The organism is Bradyrhizobium sp. 21 (assembly GCF_023073335.1).
Taxonomy (GTDB): Bacteria; Pseudomonadota; Alphaproteobacteria; order Rhizobiales; family Xanthobacteraceae; genus Bradyrhizobium.
In genome coordinates, this window is sequence record NZ_JADPJG010000003.1 from 306309 (window position 1) to 323128 (window position 16820).

General features: G+C 64.5%; 14 protein-coding genes. 4 read left to right on the top strand and 10 right to left on the bottom strand.

Going from position 1 to position 16820, the window contains the following annotated elements:
- Positions 1–27: 27 nt before the first annotated feature.
- The 9 genes from IVB31_RS06515 to cysG all read right to left on the bottom strand — a co-directional run bounded on the left by IVB31_RS06515 (position 28) and on the right by cysG (position 8610).
- Entirely contained in the window at positions 28–1065 is a 1038-nt protein-coding gene (locus tag IVB31_RS06515) for a sulfate ABC transporter ATP-binding protein (protein WP_247320011.1), read from the bottom strand.
- Positions 1055–1966 carry a sulfate ABC transporter permease subunit CysW gene (gene cysW, locus IVB31_RS06520; protein WP_247320013.1) on the bottom strand — a complete coding sequence of 304 codons (912 nt, stop codon included), beginning with the start codon at positions 1964–1966 and terminating at the stop codon, positions 1055–1057. Before cysW ends, IVB31_RS06515 begins: the two co-directional genes overlap by 11 nt.
- 9 nt (positions 1967–1975) lie before the next feature.
- A complete protein-coding gene (gene cysT, locus IVB31_RS06525; protein WP_346730855.1) occupies positions 1976–2812 on the bottom strand; it encodes a sulfate ABC transporter permease subunit CysT in 837 nt (278 codons plus the stop codon).
- A 36-nt stretch (positions 2813–2848) separates the two neighbouring features.
- Positions 2849–3850 carry a sulfate ABC transporter substrate-binding protein gene (locus IVB31_RS06530; protein ID WP_247320016.1) on the bottom strand — a complete coding sequence of 334 codons (1002 nt, stop codon included), beginning with the start codon at positions 3848–3850 and terminating at the stop codon, positions 2849–2851.
- A 124-nt stretch (positions 3851–3974) separates the two neighbouring features.
- Positions 3975–4706, bottom strand: a complete 732-nt coding sequence (locus tag IVB31_RS06535) for a phosphoadenylyl-sulfate reductase (RefSeq protein ID WP_247320019.1) — start codon at positions 4704–4706, stop codon at positions 3975–3977.
- The gene (locus IVB31_RS06540) at positions 4703–5218 is read right to left on the bottom strand and encodes a DUF934 domain-containing protein (protein ID WP_247320020.1); all 516 of its coding nucleotides are present in this window, start codon (positions 5216–5218) and stop codon (positions 4703–4705) included. The genes IVB31_RS06535 and IVB31_RS06540 overlap by 4 nt, the downstream gene beginning before the upstream one ends.
- A complete protein-coding gene (locus IVB31_RS06545; RefSeq protein WP_247320022.1) occupies positions 5205–6860 on the bottom strand; it encodes a nitrite/sulfite reductase in 1656 nt (551 codons plus the stop codon). The genes IVB31_RS06540 and IVB31_RS06545 overlap by 14 nt, the downstream gene beginning before the upstream one ends.
- A gap of 11 nt (positions 6861–6871) precedes the next feature.
- Complete coding sequence (locus tag IVB31_RS06550) at positions 6872–7189, bottom strand: DUF2849 domain-containing protein (RefSeq protein WP_247320025.1); 318 nt, start codon at positions 7187–7189, stop codon at positions 6872–6874.
- Entirely contained in the window at positions 7186–8610 is a 1425-nt protein-coding gene (cysG, locus tag IVB31_RS06555; protein WP_247320027.1) for a siroheme synthase CysG, read from the bottom strand. Before cysG ends, IVB31_RS06550 begins: the two co-directional genes overlap by 4 nt.
- Before the next feature lie 236 nt (positions 8611–8846).
- Between cysG and cysD the strand changes: the two genes are divergently transcribed.
- The 3 genes from cysD to IVB31_RS06570 all read left to right on the top strand — a co-directional run bounded on the left by cysD (position 8847) and on the right by IVB31_RS06570 (position 14037).
- Positions 8847–9641 carry a sulfate adenylyltransferase subunit CysD gene (gene cysD, locus IVB31_RS06560; protein WP_247320377.1) on the top strand — a complete coding sequence of 265 codons (795 nt, stop codon included), beginning with the start codon at positions 8847–8849 and terminating at the stop codon, positions 9639–9641.
- A gap of 19 nt (positions 9642–9660) precedes the next feature.
- A complete protein-coding gene (gene cysC / locus IVB31_RS06565) occupies positions 9661–11577 on the top strand; it encodes an adenylyl-sulfate kinase (RefSeq protein ID WP_247320029.1) in 1917 nt (638 codons plus the stop codon).
- 294 nt (positions 11578–11871) lie between these two features.
- Positions 11872–14037: a malate synthase G gene (locus IVB31_RS06570; RefSeq protein WP_247320031.1), complete on the top strand. Its 2166-nt coding sequence runs from the start codon at positions 11872–11874 to the stop codon at positions 14035–14037.
- Positions 14038–14179: 142 nt separating this feature from the next.
- On the opposite strand, the gene IVB31_RS06575 is transcribed toward IVB31_RS06570, so the two are convergent.
- The gene (locus IVB31_RS06575) at positions 14180–14335 is read right to left on the bottom strand and encodes a Thivi_2564 family membrane protein (protein ID WP_084292245.1); all 156 of its coding nucleotides are present in this window, start codon (positions 14333–14335) and stop codon (positions 14180–14182) included.
- Positions 14336–14606: 271 nt separating this feature from the next.
- Between IVB31_RS06575 and IVB31_RS06580 the strand changes: the two genes are divergently transcribed.
- Positions 14607–16700, top strand: a complete 2094-nt coding sequence (locus tag IVB31_RS06580) for a HAMP domain-containing methyl-accepting chemotaxis protein (RefSeq protein WP_247320033.1) — start codon at positions 14607–14609, stop codon at positions 16698–16700.
- The last annotated feature ends 120 nt before the right edge of the window (positions 16701–16820 follow it).

The following is a 16820-nucleotide window of genomic DNA, read 5'->3' on the forward strand; positions in this document are numbered from 1 at the left end:
GAGGAAAAATTGACCCGTTGCGCCGGCTCAGGCGCCCGCAAATATGCGGTAGCGGCGGGGCTCCAGGCCGACCCTGTCGCCGGCGCGCAGTTCCCGGTCGCGGGGCGCGTCGATCTCGATGGTCTCGCCGCCTGACAGGGCGACCTCCGCCCGCTGCACGGGGCCGAAATTCCGGACGTGCTGAACCGCCCCCTCGAAAGCTCCGCTGCCGGGCGGGCCGACCAGCATGTCATGTCGCCGCACGAACAGTCTTGACGCGCCAGGCGCAAGGCCGTCTGCCGCGAGCCGAAGCGCCCGGTCACCGAGCCGGATGACGCCGCTTTCGACGTGGACCGGCAGCTCGATGGATTCGCCGATGAAGCTGTGGACGAAGGCGGTCGCCGGAGTTTCGTAGACGTCGTCGGGCGAGCCGATCTGTTCGATCCTGCCCTTGTCCATCACCACGACGCGGTTGGCGACTTCCAGCGCCTCCTCCTGGTCGTGGGTAACGAAAATCGAGGTGACGTTGATCTCGTGGTGCAGCGAGCGCAGCCACCTCCGCAGCTCCTTGCGCACCTTGGCATCGAGCGCGCCGAAGGGTTCGTCGAGCAAGAGGATGCGCGGCTCGATCGCGAGCGCGCGGGCGAGCGCAATGCGCTGGCGCTGGCCGCCGGAGAGCTGGCTCGGATAGCGGTCGGAAAGCCAGTCGAGTTGCACGAGGTCGAGCAACTCCTTGACGCGCGCACGGATGGTCGCCTCGTCCTTGCGGATCGCGCGCGGCTGCACGCGAAGGCCGAAGGCGACGTTCTCGAACACCGTCATGTGGCGGAACAGCGCGTAATGCTGGAATACGAAGCCGACATGCCGTTCGCGCGCGCCCTGCGCCAGCGCATCCTCGCCGTTGAAGGCGACTTCACCGGAATCAGGCCAGTCGAGGCCGGCGATGATCCGCAGCAGCGTGGTCTTGCCGGAGCCTGACGGACCGAGCAGCGCGAGCAGCTCGCCATTATCGACCTTGAGATCGACACCGTCGAGGGCGGCAAAACTGCCGAACTTCTTGACCAGATTTTTGACTTCAATGGTCACTTGCGTCGTGTCCTTCGTCGAGATGATTTTCGAGAACGGTCTTCGCGATCAGCGTGATCAGCGCCAGCATCGCCAGCAGCGATGCGATCGCGAACGCCGCGACGAACTGGTATTCGTTGTAGAGAATCTCGACCAGCAGGGGCATCGTGTTGGTGTCGCCGCGGATATGGCCGGAGACGACCGAGACCGCGCCGAACTCGCCCATCGCGCGGGCGTTGCAGAGCAGGACGCCGTAGAGCACGCCCCATTTGATGTTAGGCAGCGTGACGCGGAAGAAGGTCTGCAGGCCCGAGGCCCCGAGCGAGATCGCTGCCTCCTCCTCCTGCGTGCCCTGCTCCTGCATCAGCGGGATCAGCGCGCGCGCCACGAAGGGGAAGGTCACGAAGGTGGTCGCGAGCGCGATGCCGGGCACCGCGAACAGGATCTGGATGTCGTGATCCCTCAGCCAGCTCCCGAAATAGCCCTGCGCGCCGAACAGCAGCACGAAGACAAGGCCCGAGATCACCGGGCTTACGGAGAACGGCAGGTCGATCAACGTGATCAGGAACGTCTTGCCCCGAAATTCGAATTTTGCAATCGCCCAGGCCGCGACCAAGCCGAAGACAAGATTGAGGCCGACCGAAATTGCCGCAACCAACAGCGTCAACTTGATCGCGGAAAGCGCCTCCGCCTCGGCGAGCGCGGCGAAATAGGCGAGGATTCCTTTCGAGAAGGCCTGCGCGAACACGAGGGCAAGTGGCAGCACGACGAAGACGGTGAGGAAGATCATCGCCAGCGCGATGATGACAACACGGACCGCCCTCGGCTCGGTGCGGAGGTTGTCGCGCGCCGCAGCGGCATGCGCGCGTGCCTTGGCGTCGGGGGCCGGGAGCGAGACGGAATCTGCGATCTGCATCGTCATGGTCCGTCCTCAGCGCGCCGGGATCCGGCTCTGCGCCCAGCGCTGGAGTCGGTTGACGGCGAAGATGATGACAAAGGACACGACGAGCATGACCACCGCGATGGCGGTCGCGTCGGCATAGCGGAACTCGGACAGCCGGATCACGATCAGGAGCGGCGCGATCTCGGACACGTTGGGCAGATTGCCGGCGATGAAGATCACCGAACCGTATTCCCCGACGGCGCGGGCGAAGGCGAGCGCAAGCCCCGTGAGCAGCGCCGGTCCGAGCGAGGGCAGGATCACGCGAATGATGGTCTGCCAGCGGCTGGCGCCAAGACTTCCCGCGGCTTCCTCGATCTCCGGATCGAGATCCTGCAGCACCGGCTGCACGGTGCGGACCACGAAGGGAATGCCGATGAAGATCATGGCGACGAAGATGCCGAGCGGCGTGAATGCCACCTTGATGCCGAGCGCTGCGAGCGGTGCGCCCAGCCAACCCTTCTCGGCGAACAACGCGGTCAGCGCGACGCCGGCAACCGCGGTCGGCAACGCAAAGGGCACGTCGACGATGGCATCGAACAGCCGGCGGCCGGGAAAACGATAACGCACCAGCGCCCAGACGATGATGCTGCCCATCACCAAATTGACGCAGGCCGCCGCGAAGGCGAGGCCGAAGGAGACCCGCAGCGCGTTCAGGGTGCGTCGGCTGGAGAGAATATTCCAGAACTGCTCGGGGCTGAGCTCAAAGGATTTCAGGAACAGGCCGGCGAGCGGAATCAGGATGATGACCGACAGCCAGGACAGCGTCAGTCCCATGGTGAGACCGAAGCCCGGCAATGTCCGGCGTCGTGCTGCGATTGCGCTCACCAGGCCCCCTGTTTAAGCCCCGCCGACAGCGCCCGATCAGTTCTTGTAGATCTGATCGAAGACGCCGCCGTCGGCAAAATGTTCCTTCTGCGCCTTGGTCCAGCCGCCGAAAAGTTCGTCGATCGTGAACAGCTCGACCTTGGCGAAGGAGCTCTCATACTTCTTGGCGATCTCGGGATCGCGCGGACGGTAAAAGTTGCGCGCCGCGATCTCCTGCCCCTCCTTGGTGTACCAGTACTGCAGGTAGGCATCGGCCGCATTACGGGTGCCTTTTTTATCGGCAACCTTGTCGACGATCGTGACCGGCGGCTCGGCGAGGATCGAGAGCGGCGGCGCGACGATCTCGAATTTCTCCGGACCAAACTCCTTCAGGGCGAGGTAGGCCTCGTTCTCCCAGGCCAGCAGCACGTCGCCGACGCCGCGCTCGACGAAGGTCACGGTCGCGCCGCGCGCACCGGTATCGAGCACCGGCACCTGCTGATACAATTTTCCAATGAAGTCCTTGGCCTTGTCGGCCGAACCGTATTTCTTCTGCGCAAAGCCCCAGGCCGCCAGATAATTCCAGCGCGCGCCGCCCGAAGTCTTCGGGTTCGGCGTGATCACCGCGACACCCGGCTTGAGCAGATCGTCCCAGTCCTTGACGCCCTTCGGATTGCCCTTGCGCACCAGGAACACGATGGTCGAGGTATAGGGCGATGAATTCTGCGGTAGCCGCTTCTGCCAGTCGGTCGTCGTGAGGCCCTTGTTCGCGATCGCGTCGATGTCATAGGCGAGCGCGAGCGTCACCACATCGGCCTGCAACCCGTCGATCACGCTACGGGCCTGCGAACCGCTGCCGCCATGCGACTGCTTGATCTCGACGCTCTTGCCGGTTTCCTTCTGATAGGCGTTCGCGAACGCCTTGTTGAACTCGGCATAAAGTTCGCGCGTCGGATCGTACGACACGTTCAGCAGATTGATGTCTGCGGCGAGAGCCGAGCTTGCCATCAAGCCGGTAACGAGAATTCCTGCAGCGAGCGGAACGATACGGCGCATCATGTCCATCTCCATTCACTTCGATGACGTCGATATCAGCGAAGACCTGCAGGCATAACTCGGATTGAAACCGGCTTAAGTCAACGGAACCGGATTTTCTTGTTCGCGAGCTCGCAGCTCGACTGTGCTACGAAGTCTTCATCGTGTGAATGCCGCATTCTGTCTTGGCTCGGCCGCGCCAGCGACCGGCACGCTCATCCTCGCCCTCGGTCGTACGACTGGTGCAAGGCATACACCCGACCGACCGGAAACCGGACGCCACCAGAGGATGACGCGGCAATTTGGCGCGGGTGAAGATCGCCTCGAGTTCCTCGCGCGAGACATTGGCGAAGGGATTGAACTTCAACCGTGCGCCGTCGTGCTCGACCACCGGAATGTCGGCACGCATGCTGCCCTGAAAGCGCTTGCGGCCGTTGACCCAGGCATCGAACGGTTTCAGCGCCCGCGCAAGCGGCTCCACCTTGCGGATACGGCAGCAGGCGTCCGGATCGGAGAACCAGAGGTCGCGGTCGGGATCTTCGCGCGACAGTGTCTCCTCGGCCGGCTTGATCGAGCGGACATCCTTCAGGCCCAGCGTCGCGATCAGTGTATCGCGATAGGCCAGCGTCTCCTCGAACAGCCAGCCAGTGTCGAGGAAGATCACGGGAATCGCCGGATCGACCTCGGCCATGACCTTCAGCAGCGTCGCCGATTCCGTGCCGAACGACGACACCAGCGCGACCTTCTCGCGCCCGACCGTCTTCAGCGCAGCGGCGATGATTTCAGCGGGCGAGGCATCGCGCAAGCCACGATCGAGCTCCGCCGCCGAGGGCAGCGCAGAAACGGACGCCGACGAAAGCTGAGGCGCTATCGCGTTCACGTGCCGACACCTTCGGAGTGACGCAGCTGCATGCGCCGGTGCAGCGCCGTGATCCGGCCGTCGCCGGTCGGCTGGTAGAATACCGAATAGCGTTTTGCGGTCTGCATGAAGGCTTCCGCGTCGGCCTGCTTCTTGACCTCGAAGGAATCGAAGCCGGCGCGCAGCATGAACACGAACTGGTCGCGCAGGATCTGGCCCGTCGCACGCAATTCGCCGCGATAGTTGTAACGCTCGCGCAGCAGCCGCGCCTGGCTGTAGGCGCGTCCGTCGCGAAAGGTCGGGAACACCAGCGCGACGACGGTGATCCTGCCGAGATAGGGCACCAGCTCGGCGATGTCGCGGTTGTTCGGCCAGATCACGCCGATCTTGCCGGCGCGCTTGAGCAACGCATCCGCCTCGCCGACGAAGCGCTCGGCCGGCACCAGGATATCGCCGCTCTCGGGCAGCGGTGTGTCGACGGCGAGCTTGACGAAGCTGTCGTCGGCGATTTTTCCGCCGTTAACGAGTGGCATAGACGCGCTCCTTGAAGGGTTCGACGCCGAGACGCTTCACAGTGTCGATGAACAGCTCTTCGGGCCGCTCGCGCAACGCAAGGTAGGCTTCCACGACATCCTCAATGACATCGGCGACCTCATCGAACTTGACGCCGGGGCCGATCAGATTGCCGAGCGCGGCACCCTCGTCGGCGCGGCCGCCGATGGTGATCTGGTAGACCTCCTCGCCGTTCTTCTCGACACCGAGAATGCCGATATGGCCGACATGGTGATGGCCGCAGGCGTTGATGCAGCCTGAGATGTTGATGTGGAGACGACCGATCAGATTGGCGAGCTCGTGGTTGGCGAAGCGCCGCGTCAGCTCCTGTGCGATCGGGATCGAGCGCGCATTCGCCAGCGAGCAATAGTCGAGACCCGGGCAGGCGATGATGTCGGTGATCAGATTGACATTCGGTGTCGCCAGCCCGAGCTTGTCGAGCGCCTTCCACAGCGCCGGCAGGTCGCGCTTGGCGACGTGCGGCAGCGCGAGGTTCTGCTCGTGGCCGACGCGGATCTCACCGAAGGAGTATCTGTCGGCGAGATCGGCGAGCGCGTCCATCTGCTCGGCGGTCGCATCGCCCGGAGGCGCGCCGATCGGCTTCAGCGAGATCGTGACGATGGAATAGCCCTGCACCTTGTGCGGGGCAACCGAGTTCTTGCGCCATGCCTCGAAATCGGGATCAGCCGCGGCCTGGCGCAGCTCGTCCGGCATGTGCGGCAGCTTCTCGTAAGCAGGATAGGCGAAGCGCGAGCGGATGTCCTCGATCACCTCGTCGTCGATCTGGAGCGAGGAGTTGCGGATGTATTGCCACTCATCCTCGACCTCGCGCGAGAACTTCTCGATGCCGAGCTCATGCACCAGGATCTTGATGCGCGCCTTGTAGATGTTGTCGCGGCGGCCGTACTGATTGTAGACGCGCAGGATCGCTTCGATATAGCTGAGGATGTCGCGGCCGTGGACGAAGTGCTTGATGGTCTTGCCGATGAACGGCGTGCGGCCGAGACCGCCGCCGACCAGCACCTCGAAGCCGGTCTCGCCCTTCTCGTTCTTGATCAGGCGCAGCCCGATGTCGTGGATCTTGATCGCGGCGCGGTCGTGGTCCGACGCGGTGATCGCGATCTTGAACTTGCGCGGCAGGAACGAGAATTCCGGATGCAGTGTGGTGTGCTGGCGGATCAGCTCCGACCAGATGCGGGGATCCTCGATTTCGCCGGGCGCGACGCCCGCCCACTGGTCCGAGGTGACGTTGCGCATGTTGTTGCCGGACGTCTGCATCGCATGGATGCCGACCTCGGCGAGATCGGCTAGCGCATCCGGCAATTCGGCGAGCTTGATCCAGTTGAACTGGATGTTCTGCCGCGTGGTGAAATGGCCGTAGCCGCGGTCGTATTTGCGCGCGACATGAGCGAGCGCCCGCAACTGGTTCGACGCCAGCGTGCCGTAGGGAATGGCGACGCGGAACATGTAGGCGTGAAGTTGCAGATAGACGCCGTTCTGGAGCCGCAGGATCTTGAACTCGTCCTCGGTGAGCTCGCCGGACAGGCGCCGCTTCACCTGGTCGCGGAATTCCGAGACGCGCTCGTTGACGAGCGTGCGGTCGATTTCATCATAAGCATACATAAGTGAGTGCCTTAAGCCTGGGCCGGCTGTCCGATGGTGAGACCGGTGCGGCGGATCTGTTCGCGCAGATTGCCGGGTTCGATCTTGCCGTCCGCGCCGATCTGCACCGGCGCGATATAGGGACCGATCGCGCCGACGTCATCGGCCACGGACTCCGCAAGCAACGCCTTCGCCTCGTCGGAGTTGCGCACGATCGCGGCTTCCGACAGGTCCGGGGACCAGCTCTTGGCCGCGGTCCGGTAGACCACGATGCCGTCCCAGGTGCGGTTGGCGGTCACGACCGAGGGGCCGGCGATTTTGATCTTCTTCTGTTCAAGCGGAGAGGTCATTCGGCTGCATCCAATAGGTCAGAGATGATTTGTTTGGGAGTTTGACGGCGAAGCGAACCGGCATGCCGGACCACATCGCCGATGATGAGGATGGCGGGACCGCCGTTGGTCCGGCGCACCAACTCGGGCAGGTCGCGCAGCGTGCCGATCGCGCCTTGCGCGTCGGGACGCGTGACGCGGGCGAACACGCCGACCGGGGTCTCCGGCGAGCGGCCGGCGGCGAGCAGACCGGCACGCACGGCGGGCGCCGCAGTCATGCCCATGTAGACCACGACGGTCATCCTGGTGTCGGTCAGCGTCGACCAATCGACAATCTCGGCGTCGCGCGCCTTGTGCGCGGTGAGGAAGGTGATGCGGGTCGCTTCATGACGGTAGGTGAGCGGGACCTCGAAATCGGCGGCGCCGCCGAGGCCAGCAGTGATGCCGGGAATGATCGAATAAGCGACGCCGGCAGCCCGCAGCGCTTCGACCTCTTCGCCGCCACGGCCGAACACGAAGGGATCGCCGCCCTTCAGCCGCACCACGCGCTGGCCGGATTGGGCTGCCTCGATCATCCGCTTGTTGATGGCGTCCTGGCCGATGCCGGGCTTGCCGACGCGGCGGCCGACCGCAACGCGCGTGGTGTCGCGGCGGATACGGTCGAGAATGTCAGGCGAGACCAGTTCGTCGTGGAAGACGATGTCGGCATCCTGGAGCGCGCGCAGCGCCTTGATGGTGAGCAGATCGGGATCACCGGGGCCGGCGCCGACCAGCGCGACCGAGCCTTCCGGCTTGTCGGCGCGCGCGAACGCCGACGGATCGGAAATCGCCTTGATCGCGGCGTCGGCCTCACCCTTGCGGCCGGCGAGCACGGAGGCGCCGATCGGACCGTCGATGACGCGCTCCCAGAAGCGGCGGCGCAGCGGAAACTCGGCAATGCGCTCGTTGACGGATTTGCGGAAGCCGCCGATGAACTCGGCGAGCTCGCCAATACGCGCCGGCAGCAGCGCCTCGATCTTTTCGCGGATGCGCCGCGCCACCACCGGCGAAGTGCCACCGGTGCCGACTGCGACCACGACATCGCCGCGATCGACGATCGCCGGAAAGATGAAGCTCGAATGCTCGAGATCGTCCATGACGTTGACGGGCAGGCCGAGCGCCTTGGCGTGCACCGACATCGCAACGCCGACATCGCCCGCGCCGGCGCAGACAATAGCGATGACGCCGGAGAGATCGGCAGTGAGCGGATCAGTCGTCGCGATTTCAATACGCGCCGCGTCGTCGGCGCTGAGGCTCAAATCGTGATTGCCGTCGAGCGCATGCACGCGGATGCGCGCACCGGCAGCGGCGAGCACGCGCAGCTTGGCGCGCAAAAGCTCACCCGCGCCGATGAGGACCACCGGGCCGGCCTTGAGATCGAGAAACACCGGCAAGAACCGCATGCGATACCCGCTTCCCCCACATCCGGGGTTGACTGGAATTATTTTCTATATATGTGTCGTTTCTGGCGCGCAAAGAGAAAATTTTTTCTGCTCTCTTGCACTGCAACTATAGAATTTTCGCCTCCAAACGCAAAGTGGCAGAGATGCATCTTCTCAGGACCGATTCCGGCGCAGGTGGACAGAGCTTTACGGCTCCCCTTTCCCAGCAAATTCCGGTCGATCAGACCGCTCCCAGCATGGACCACCTCGACCAGCTCGAGGCGCAGAGCATCTATATCTTCCGCGAAGCCTTCGGCCGACTGAAGAAGATCGCCCTGCTGTGGTCGCTCGGCAAGGACTCCAATGTCATGATCTGGCTGGCGCGCAAGGCGTTCTTCGGCCGCCTGCCGTTTCCGGCCCTCCATGTCGACACCGGCAAGAAGTTTCCGGAGATGTATCGCTTCCGCGATCATTACGGCAAGGAATGGGATCTCGATCTGCGTGTCGAGCCCTGCCCGCCCATCGATGCCGTCGACCCAACGCTGCCCCCCGCCGCCCGTTCCGCCGCGCGCAAGACCGAGGGTCTCAAGATGGCGCTCGGCAAATACGGCTTTGACGGCCTGATTGCCGGCATCCGCCGCGACGAGGAGGCCACGCGCGCCAAGGAGCGCGTGTTCTCGCCGCGCGGTCTCGAAGGCAATTGGGACGTGCGCGACCAGCCGCCGGAGTTCTGGGATCATTTCAATGCCTCGCCGCCGCAGGGCGCGCATTTGCGTATCCATCCGATCCTGCATTGGACCGAGTCCGATATCTGGGCCTACACCAAGCGCGAGAACATTCCGATCATCCCGCTGTATCTCGCCAAGGACGGCAAGCGCTATCGCTCGCTGGGTGATCAGGACATCACCAATCCGGTCGCTTCGACGGCCTCGAACATCGACGAGATCCTGATCGAGCTCGAGCAGACCAAGGTGCCGGAACGCGCCGGCCGTGCGCTCGACCACGAGACCGAGGACGCTTTCGAGCGCCTGCGCGTCGCCGGCTATCTCTGATCAAGGACGCGAGCGCGATATGAACATGATCGTTACCCCGACGTCGCCCGCCACGCCGAACGGCACGACGCGACCGCAGGTCCGCATCGTCATCGTCGGCCATGTCGACCACGGCAAGTCGACGCTGGTCGGCCGCCTCCTGCACGAGACCGGCAGCCTGCCCGACGGCAAGCTCGAGATGCTCAAGGCCGTCAGCGCGCGGCGCGGCATGCCATTCGAATGGTCGTTCCTGCTCGACGCGCTCCAGACCGAGCGCGACCAGGGCATCACCATCGACACCACCCAGATCCGCTTCCGCACCAATTCGCGCGACATCGTCCTGATCGACGCGCCCGGCCATGCCGAATTCCTGCGCAACATGATCACCGGCGCTTCGCAGGCCGACGGCGCGGTGCTGATCATCGACGCGCTCGAAGGCGTGCGCGACCAGACAAGGCGGCATGGCTACCTCCTGCATCTGCTCGGCGTGAAACAGGTCGCGATCGTCGTCAACAAGATGGATCGCGTCGACTTCTCCGCCGAACGTTTCAAGGAGATCAGCGACGAGATCTCGGCGCATCTGCAAGGCCTCGGCGTCAAGCCCACGGCCGTGATCCCGATTTCCGCCCGCGACGGCGACGGCGTCGCCGAGCGCACCGATCGCATCTCCTGGTACAAGGGTCCGACCGTGGTCGAGGCGCTTGATCAGCTCGAGCCGGCGCGACCGCTGGAAGCGCTGGCGCTGCGGCTGCCGGTGCAGGCTATCTACAAATTCGACGACCGCCGCATCGTGGCGGGCCGCATCGAATCCGGCAGCCTCGTTGCCGGCGACGAGATCGTGATCATGCCGGCCGGCAAGATCGCCAGGATCAAGACGGTCGAGAGCTGGCCGGTGACACCGGTCGCGGGACGGCAAGGCGCCGGCCGCTCGGTCGGCATTACGCTCGACCGTGAGCTGTTCGTCGAGCGCGGCGACATCATCGCGCATACCAGCGCCGCCCCGCGTGAGACGCGGCGGCTGCGGGCGCGGATCTTCTGGCTGCACGACAAGCCGCTCGCCAAGGGCGACCAGCTCCTGGTGCGCTGCGGCCCGAAGGAAAGCCGCGCCACCGTGGTGGCGATCGAGAAGGCGGTCGATCCCGGCGAGCTGTCGAGCGTCGAGAACAAGGCGATCAGCCGCAATCATGTCGGCGAGATCGACATCTCTCTCTCCAATCCCATCGCGACCGATCCCTATACCGAGAATCCGCGCACCGGCCGTCTCGTGATCGAGGTCTCGGGCCGCATCGCCGGCGGCGGTCTCGTGTTGTCGGTCGATGCCGGTCAGCGCGCCGTGCCGGTCGACATCGTGCCGGTGGAATCCGCGCTGCGGCCCGACGAACGCTCTGCGCGCTATCAGCACAACGGCGCCGTGGTCTGGCTCACAGGCCTGCCCGCCTCCGGCAAGTCGACGCTGGCCAAGGCGCTGGAACGGCGGCTGTTCAGCAATGGCGGCTCGCCGGTCCTGCTCGACGGCGACACGCTGCGCGCCGGCCTCAACAGCGATCTCGGCTTCTCGGCCGCCGATCGCAGCGAGAACATCCGGCGCCTCGCCGAAGTCGCGACGCATCTCGCCCGCAACGGCCACATCGCCATCGTCGCTGCGGTCTCGCCCTCCCGAGAGGACCGCGCCACCGCGCGCCGCATCGCAGATATTTCGTTCCGCGAGATCCATGTCGCGACACCGGCCGACGTTTGCGAGGATCGCGATCCCAAGGGCCATTACAAGAAGGCCCGCGCCGGCGCGCTTGCCTCTTTCACGGGCATCGGCAACGATTACGAGCGGCCTGAGGCCGCCGAGCTCGTGATCGACACATCGACGCGGACGGTCGCCGAGGCGGCGGACGAGATCGAGCAGATGCTGAAAGCGACCGGCGTGCTGTTCGACGAAGTCGTGGACCTCGCCGCGAATATTTGAGGTCGGGCTGCTGCCCCGCTGTCGTCGCCCGGCTTGACCGGGCGACCCGGTATTCCACCGACAGCAGTGATTCAGCCGAGAGGCCGCGGCGTACCGGATTCCCCGCCTTCGCGGGGAACGACACCGTGCGTGGGCTCCCAACGTCGCCTTGACATTTTGACAGCTTTTGGGGGCCTTCTCACGGCCCCGGTTTTGGGGCTAATAGAACTCCGAAAGTCGCCCCCCGTGGGCGCATTTTGCTGCTGTCGGGTCAAAAGCAGCCAAAAACAGCCATTTCCAACGAGAAAGACCATCATGAAACGCGTCGACGCCCACGGATTGAAGATCGCTCCCGTCCTGTTCGATTTCATCGCCAAGGAAGCGGCCCCGAAAACCGGGATCGCGCCGGATGCGTTCTGGGCTGGGGTCGCCGCCATCATCAAGGAGCTGGGGCCGAAGAACCGCGCGCTGCTGGCGGTGCGCGATGCGCTGCAGGCCAAGATCGACGACTGGCATCGCGCCAACAAGGGCAAGGCGTTCGACCTCAACGCCTATACGGCCTTCCTGACCGAGATCGGCTATCTCGTCCCCGAGCCTGCGACGCAGAAGGTCGAGACCGCCAATGTCGACGAGGAGATCGGCAAGATCTGCGGCCCGCAGCTCGTCGTGCCGCTGACCAATGCACGCTATGCGCTGAACGCGGCGAATGCGCGCTGGGGCTCGCTCTATGACGCCTTCTACGGCACCGACGCGATTCCGCACGATCCGTCCGAGAGCGGCAAGGGTTACAACAAGGCACGCGGCGACAAGGTGATCGCCAAGGCCAAGGCGTTCCTCGATGCCGCCGCGCCGCTGGCAACCGGCAGCCACACCGACGTCACCGCCTACAGCGTCGTCGCGGGCCAGCTCGCGGCAAAGCTGAAGAGCGGCAACGCCACCGCGCTGAAGAATGCCGCGCAGTTCGCAGGCTTTCAGGGCGATGCAGCCGCACCGTCCGCCGTGTTGCTCGCCAACAACGGCCTGCATGTCGAGGTCAAGATCGACCGCAGCAGCACGATCGGCAAAAATGATCCGGCCGGCGTCGCCGACATGATCATGGAGTCCGCGGTCTCCACCATCCTCGACATGGAAGATTCGGTCGCCGCGGTCGACGCCGAGGACAAGGTGCTGGTCTATCGCAACACGCTCGGCCTGATGAACGGCACGCTGTCGGCCGATTTCGAGAAGGGCGGCAAGACGCTGACGCGCGCGCTCAACGCCGACCGCAGCTACAAGACGCCTGACGGCAAGGGCGAGGTCAAACTGCACGGCCGCAGCCTGCTGCTGATGCGCAATTGCGGTCACCACATGTTCACCGACGCGGTGCTGGATGAAAAGGGCGAGGAGATTCCGGAAGGCCTGTTGGACGCCGCCGTCTCGGGCCTGCTCGCGATTCACGACCTCAAGGGCAATTCGAAGGTCAAGAACAGCCGCACCGGCTCGGCCTATATCGTCAAGCCGAAGATGCACGGCCCCGACGAAGTGTCCCTGACCTGCGAGATTTTCGACCGCGTCGAGAAGATGCTGGGGCTGCCTGAGAACACGCTCAAGGTCGGCATCATGGACGAGGAGCGGCGCACCACCGTCAACCTCAAGGCCTGCATCCAGCGCGCCTCCAAGCGCATCATGTTCATCAACACCGGCTTCCTCGACCGCACCGGCGACGAGATCCACACCTCGATGGAAGCGGGTCCCATGATCCGCAAGAACGAGATGAAGGCGCAGGCCTGGATCAAGGCCTATGAGGACTGGAATGTCGACATGGGCCTGACCTGCGGCCTGCCCGGCCATGCCCAGATCGGCAAGGGCATGTGGGCCGCGCCGGACAAGATGGCGGACATGCTGCAGCAGAAACTCGTCCATCCGCAGGCCGGCGCCACCACCGCCTGGGTGCCCTCGCCGACCGCGGCGACCCTGCACGCGCTGCACTACCATCAGGTCAACGTCACCGCGCGCCAGCAGGAGCTGACCAAAAGCGGGCCGCGCGCAAAGCTCGAAGACATCCTCACCATCCCGGTGTCGAAGTCGAACTGGGCGCCCGATGACGTCAAGCAGGAGATCGACAACAACTGCCAGGGCATCCTCGGCTACGTCGTGCGCTGGATCGACCAGGGCGTCGGCTGCTCCAAGGTGCCGGACATCCACGATGTCGGCCTGATGGAAGACCGCGCAACCTTGCGCATCTCCAGCCAGCATCTCGCCAATTGGCTGCACCAGGGCGTGATCACGGAAGCGCAGGTGATGGAATCGCTCAAGCGCATGGCGGTCGTCGTCGACAAGCAGAACGCGGGCGACGCGATCTACAAGCCGATGGCGCCCGCCTTCGACGGTGTCGCATTCAAGGCGGCCTGCGACCTCGTCTTTAGGGGACGCGAGCAGCCGAACGGCTACACCGAATACATCCTCACCGCCCGCCGCCGCGAGGCGAAGGCGGCGGGTTGACAGACCACCAACTCGCAACACCAAAAGCCCCGGCCGACGCCGGGGCTTTTTTGTTGGACGAGCAGCAACCCGGATGAGCGGAGCGACATCCGGGACAACTGTCCCCTCATATCGCTTCTCTCACGCGGGTTAGAGGTCTGCGCTAGAACACCGCCAGATATTTCAGCAGCGACACGATGCCGATGATGATGACGACCACGCGCGCGATCTGCTTGGCGCGGCCGTCCATCGGCAGCATGTTGATGAGATAAAGAACAAGGATGATGACAAGAAAGGTGACGAGTACGCCAACCAGCATCGCTAGGACCCCCCTTTAGGCAAATTGCTGACCATTCCCTAACGCGCAACTCCCGCGCCGGTTCCATCGGCGCAACCCGCTGCAACTTCTAGTAAATACGTACTTCTACCATCTGTCGACCCGCCTAAAACTTTACCCTTTTCCTTTCAGATGCGGTCACCGTTTGGGCCATGAGCCGTAAACGGCAGCGATTGCCGATGCTGCCGCCCCCTCCGTTTTGATGCTGCCGGGGCGTCTTTTGCGACTTTGAAATGGGGAATGGGGGGCTTCGATGCTGAATCGTCTGACCGTATCTGCGCTGCTGAAGGCGGTGATCGCGATCACGTCGGTCTGTGTGGTGATTGCGCTCTCGCTCACCGCCTACGAATCGTGGGACCGCCTCAAGACCGCCAACCGCATCTCGCAGATCGCCGACACCTCCGCCGATTTGTTCAAGGCGATGCACAATCTGCGCACCGACCGCTCGACCACGGTACGGCTCCTCAACGCGACCGAGCCGCTGGACGGCGAGATCGAGAAATATCTGCGCGCCTTGCGCGATGCGCAGATGCCGGCGATGGCGCGCGCGCTCGAGCTGTTGCCGACAATCGAATTCCCGCAGTCGGGCACACTGGTGCCTGAGCTTGCGCGCCTCTACAAGCTGCTGACAGACGAGCAGAAGCAGTTCTGGGAGGACCTGGCCAAGTCCAAGGATCAGCGCCGCGCGGGCCTGCCGAAGGAATACATGGAGACGACGCAGGGCCTCCTCGACACCCTCGACAGGCTCTCGAACATCTTGGCCGCCACCGTCAACCATCAGGACGCCGCGATCGACCAACTGCTGTCGATCAAGCAGAACGCCTGGCTGTTGCGCAACACCGCAGGCGAAGCCTCGCTGATCGTCTCGACAGGGCTGGCGGCGGGCAAGATCACGCCGGAGGGGCGCTATAACTATACCCAATATGTCGGCGGCACGGCGGCGATGTGGAAGGCGCTGGAATTGTCGACTTCCGGCATGCAACTGCCCCCCGGGCTCGCGTCCGCCATGGCAGCCGCCAAGACAGCCTATTTCGAGACGCAATATCTGTCCCTGCGTGACCGTCTTGCGGACGCGCTGGTCAAGGGCGAGAAGCCCGAGATGACCGCCAATCAGTGGAGTCCGCTTACGGTCGGCCGCATGGCGAGCGCGGTCGCGGTCGCGGAAGCCGCGCTCGACGCCGCCAAGGGCCACACCCAGGAACAGCGCTCCGCGGCGCAACGCGCGCTGATCGTGCAGCTCGTGCTGCTGGCGCTGGCCATCGGGCTTGCAGCCGGCGCGATCATGCTGGTCAGCCGTCGCGTCATCCATCCCCTCAACACCATCCGCGATGCCATGCTGAAGGTCGCCGGCGGCGATCTTGCCGTCGATAGCGGCTATCTCGACCGGAAGGACGAGATCGGCGCTCTCGCCGGCGCGCTGGAGACCTTCAAGCAGCAGGCCACCGACAAGCTCAAGATCGAGGAGCACGAGCGCGAGCGCAACACCGGGGCTGCGGCACGCCAGCGCACGATCGAGGCCTATGTCGGCGAGTTCGAGGGCGCGGTACGCAAGACCCTCGGCGAACTCGGCCAGGCTTCAGGCGAGATGCGCAAGACCTCGGGCGATCTCTCCGCCGTGTCACGCCAGACCAACGACCGCGTCCAGGTCGCGGGCAAGGCTTCCAACGACGCCTCCATGAGCGTCGACAGCGTGGCGGCCGCCGCCGAAGAGCTCTCTGCCTCGATCAACGACATCAGCCAGCAGGCCGCGCACGCCGCGGGCATCGCCGGCCGCGCCGTCACGCAGGCGCGCGAGACCGACGGCACCGTGCAGGGACTGGCGAAGTCCGCAGGACGTATCGGCGAGGTCGTCGGCCTCATCAACACCATCGCGCAGCAGACCAATCTGCTCGCGCTCAACGCCACGATCGAGGCTGCGCGCGCCGGCGAGGCCGGCCGCGGCTTTGCCGTGGTTGCCTCCGAGGTGAAGTCGCTGGCGAGCCAGACCGCCAAGGCGACCGAGGAAATCTCCGAGCAGATCGCCGACATCCAGAAGGTCGCGGGCGAGGCCATCAATGCGATCCAGACCATCGGCGGCATCATCGGTGAGGTCAACGAGGTCGCGACCGCAATTGCTGCCGCCGTGCAGGAGCAGGGCGCCGCGACCCAGGAGATCACCCGCAGCACGCAATTTGCGGCGCAGGGCACCAAGAACGTCTCGGACAACATCACCGGCGTCAAAGCCGATGCGGACGCTGCTGCCGCCGCCGCGGACAATGTGAAGCAAGCTTCCGAGACGCTGGAGAGCCAGAGCCGCCAGCTCGGTCATGAGGTCAGCGACTTCCTCGGCAAGATCCGCGCGGCATAGGGCACGATGGGGCGTCACTCTCGATGTCGTCTTGGCGAAAGCCAGGACGACGAGGGGGATAGAGGCCCCGTAATTTTACGACAGCGCTACTGCCTAAGTTTTTACCCTTTTCGGGCCAAA

What these genes read in the sequence shown, in the direction of transcription:
- IVB31_RS06530 (WP_247320016.1), bottom strand. Translation starts at nt 3,850, where the DNA reads ATGATGCGCCGTATCGTTCCGCTCGCTGCAGGAATTCTCGTTACCGGC.
- IVB31_RS06550 (WP_247320025.1), bottom strand. Translation starts at nt 7,189, where the DNA reads ATGACCTCTCCGCTTGAACAGAAGAAGATCAAAATCGCCGGCCCCTCG.
- IVB31_RS06580 (WP_247320033.1), top strand. Translation starts at nt 14,607, where the DNA reads ATGCTGAATCGTCTGACCGTATCTGCGCTGCTGAAGGCGGTGATCGCG.
- cysW (WP_247320013.1), bottom strand. Translation starts at nt 1,966, where the DNA reads ATGACGATGCAGATCGCAGATTCCGTCTCGCTCCCGGCCCCCGACGCC.
- cysG (WP_247320027.1), bottom strand. Translation starts at nt 8,610, where the DNA reads ATGCGGTTCTTGCCGGTGTTTCTCGATCTCAAGGCCGGCCCGGTGGTC.
- IVB31_RS06545 (WP_247320022.1), bottom strand. Translation starts at nt 6,860, where the DNA reads ATGTATGCTTATGATGAAATCGACCGCACGCTCGTCAACGAGCGCGTC.
- cysD (WP_247320377.1), top strand. Translation starts at nt 8,847, where the DNA reads ATGGACCACCTCGACCAGCTCGAGGCGCAGAGCATCTATATCTTCCGC.
- IVB31_RS06540 (WP_247320020.1), bottom strand. Translation starts at nt 5,218, where the DNA reads ATGCCACTCGTTAACGGCGGAAAAATCGCCGACGACAGCTTCGTCAAG.
- cysC (WP_247320029.1), top strand. Translation starts at nt 9,661, where the DNA reads ATGAACATGATCGTTACCCCGACGTCGCCCGCCACGCCGAACGGCACG.
- IVB31_RS06575 (WP_084292245.1), bottom strand. Translation starts at nt 14,335, where the DNA reads ATGCTGGTTGGCGTACTCGTCACCTTTCTTGTCATCATCCTTGTTCTT.
- IVB31_RS06570 (WP_247320031.1), top strand. Translation starts at nt 11,872, where the DNA reads ATGAAACGCGTCGACGCCCACGGATTGAAGATCGCTCCCGTCCTGTTC.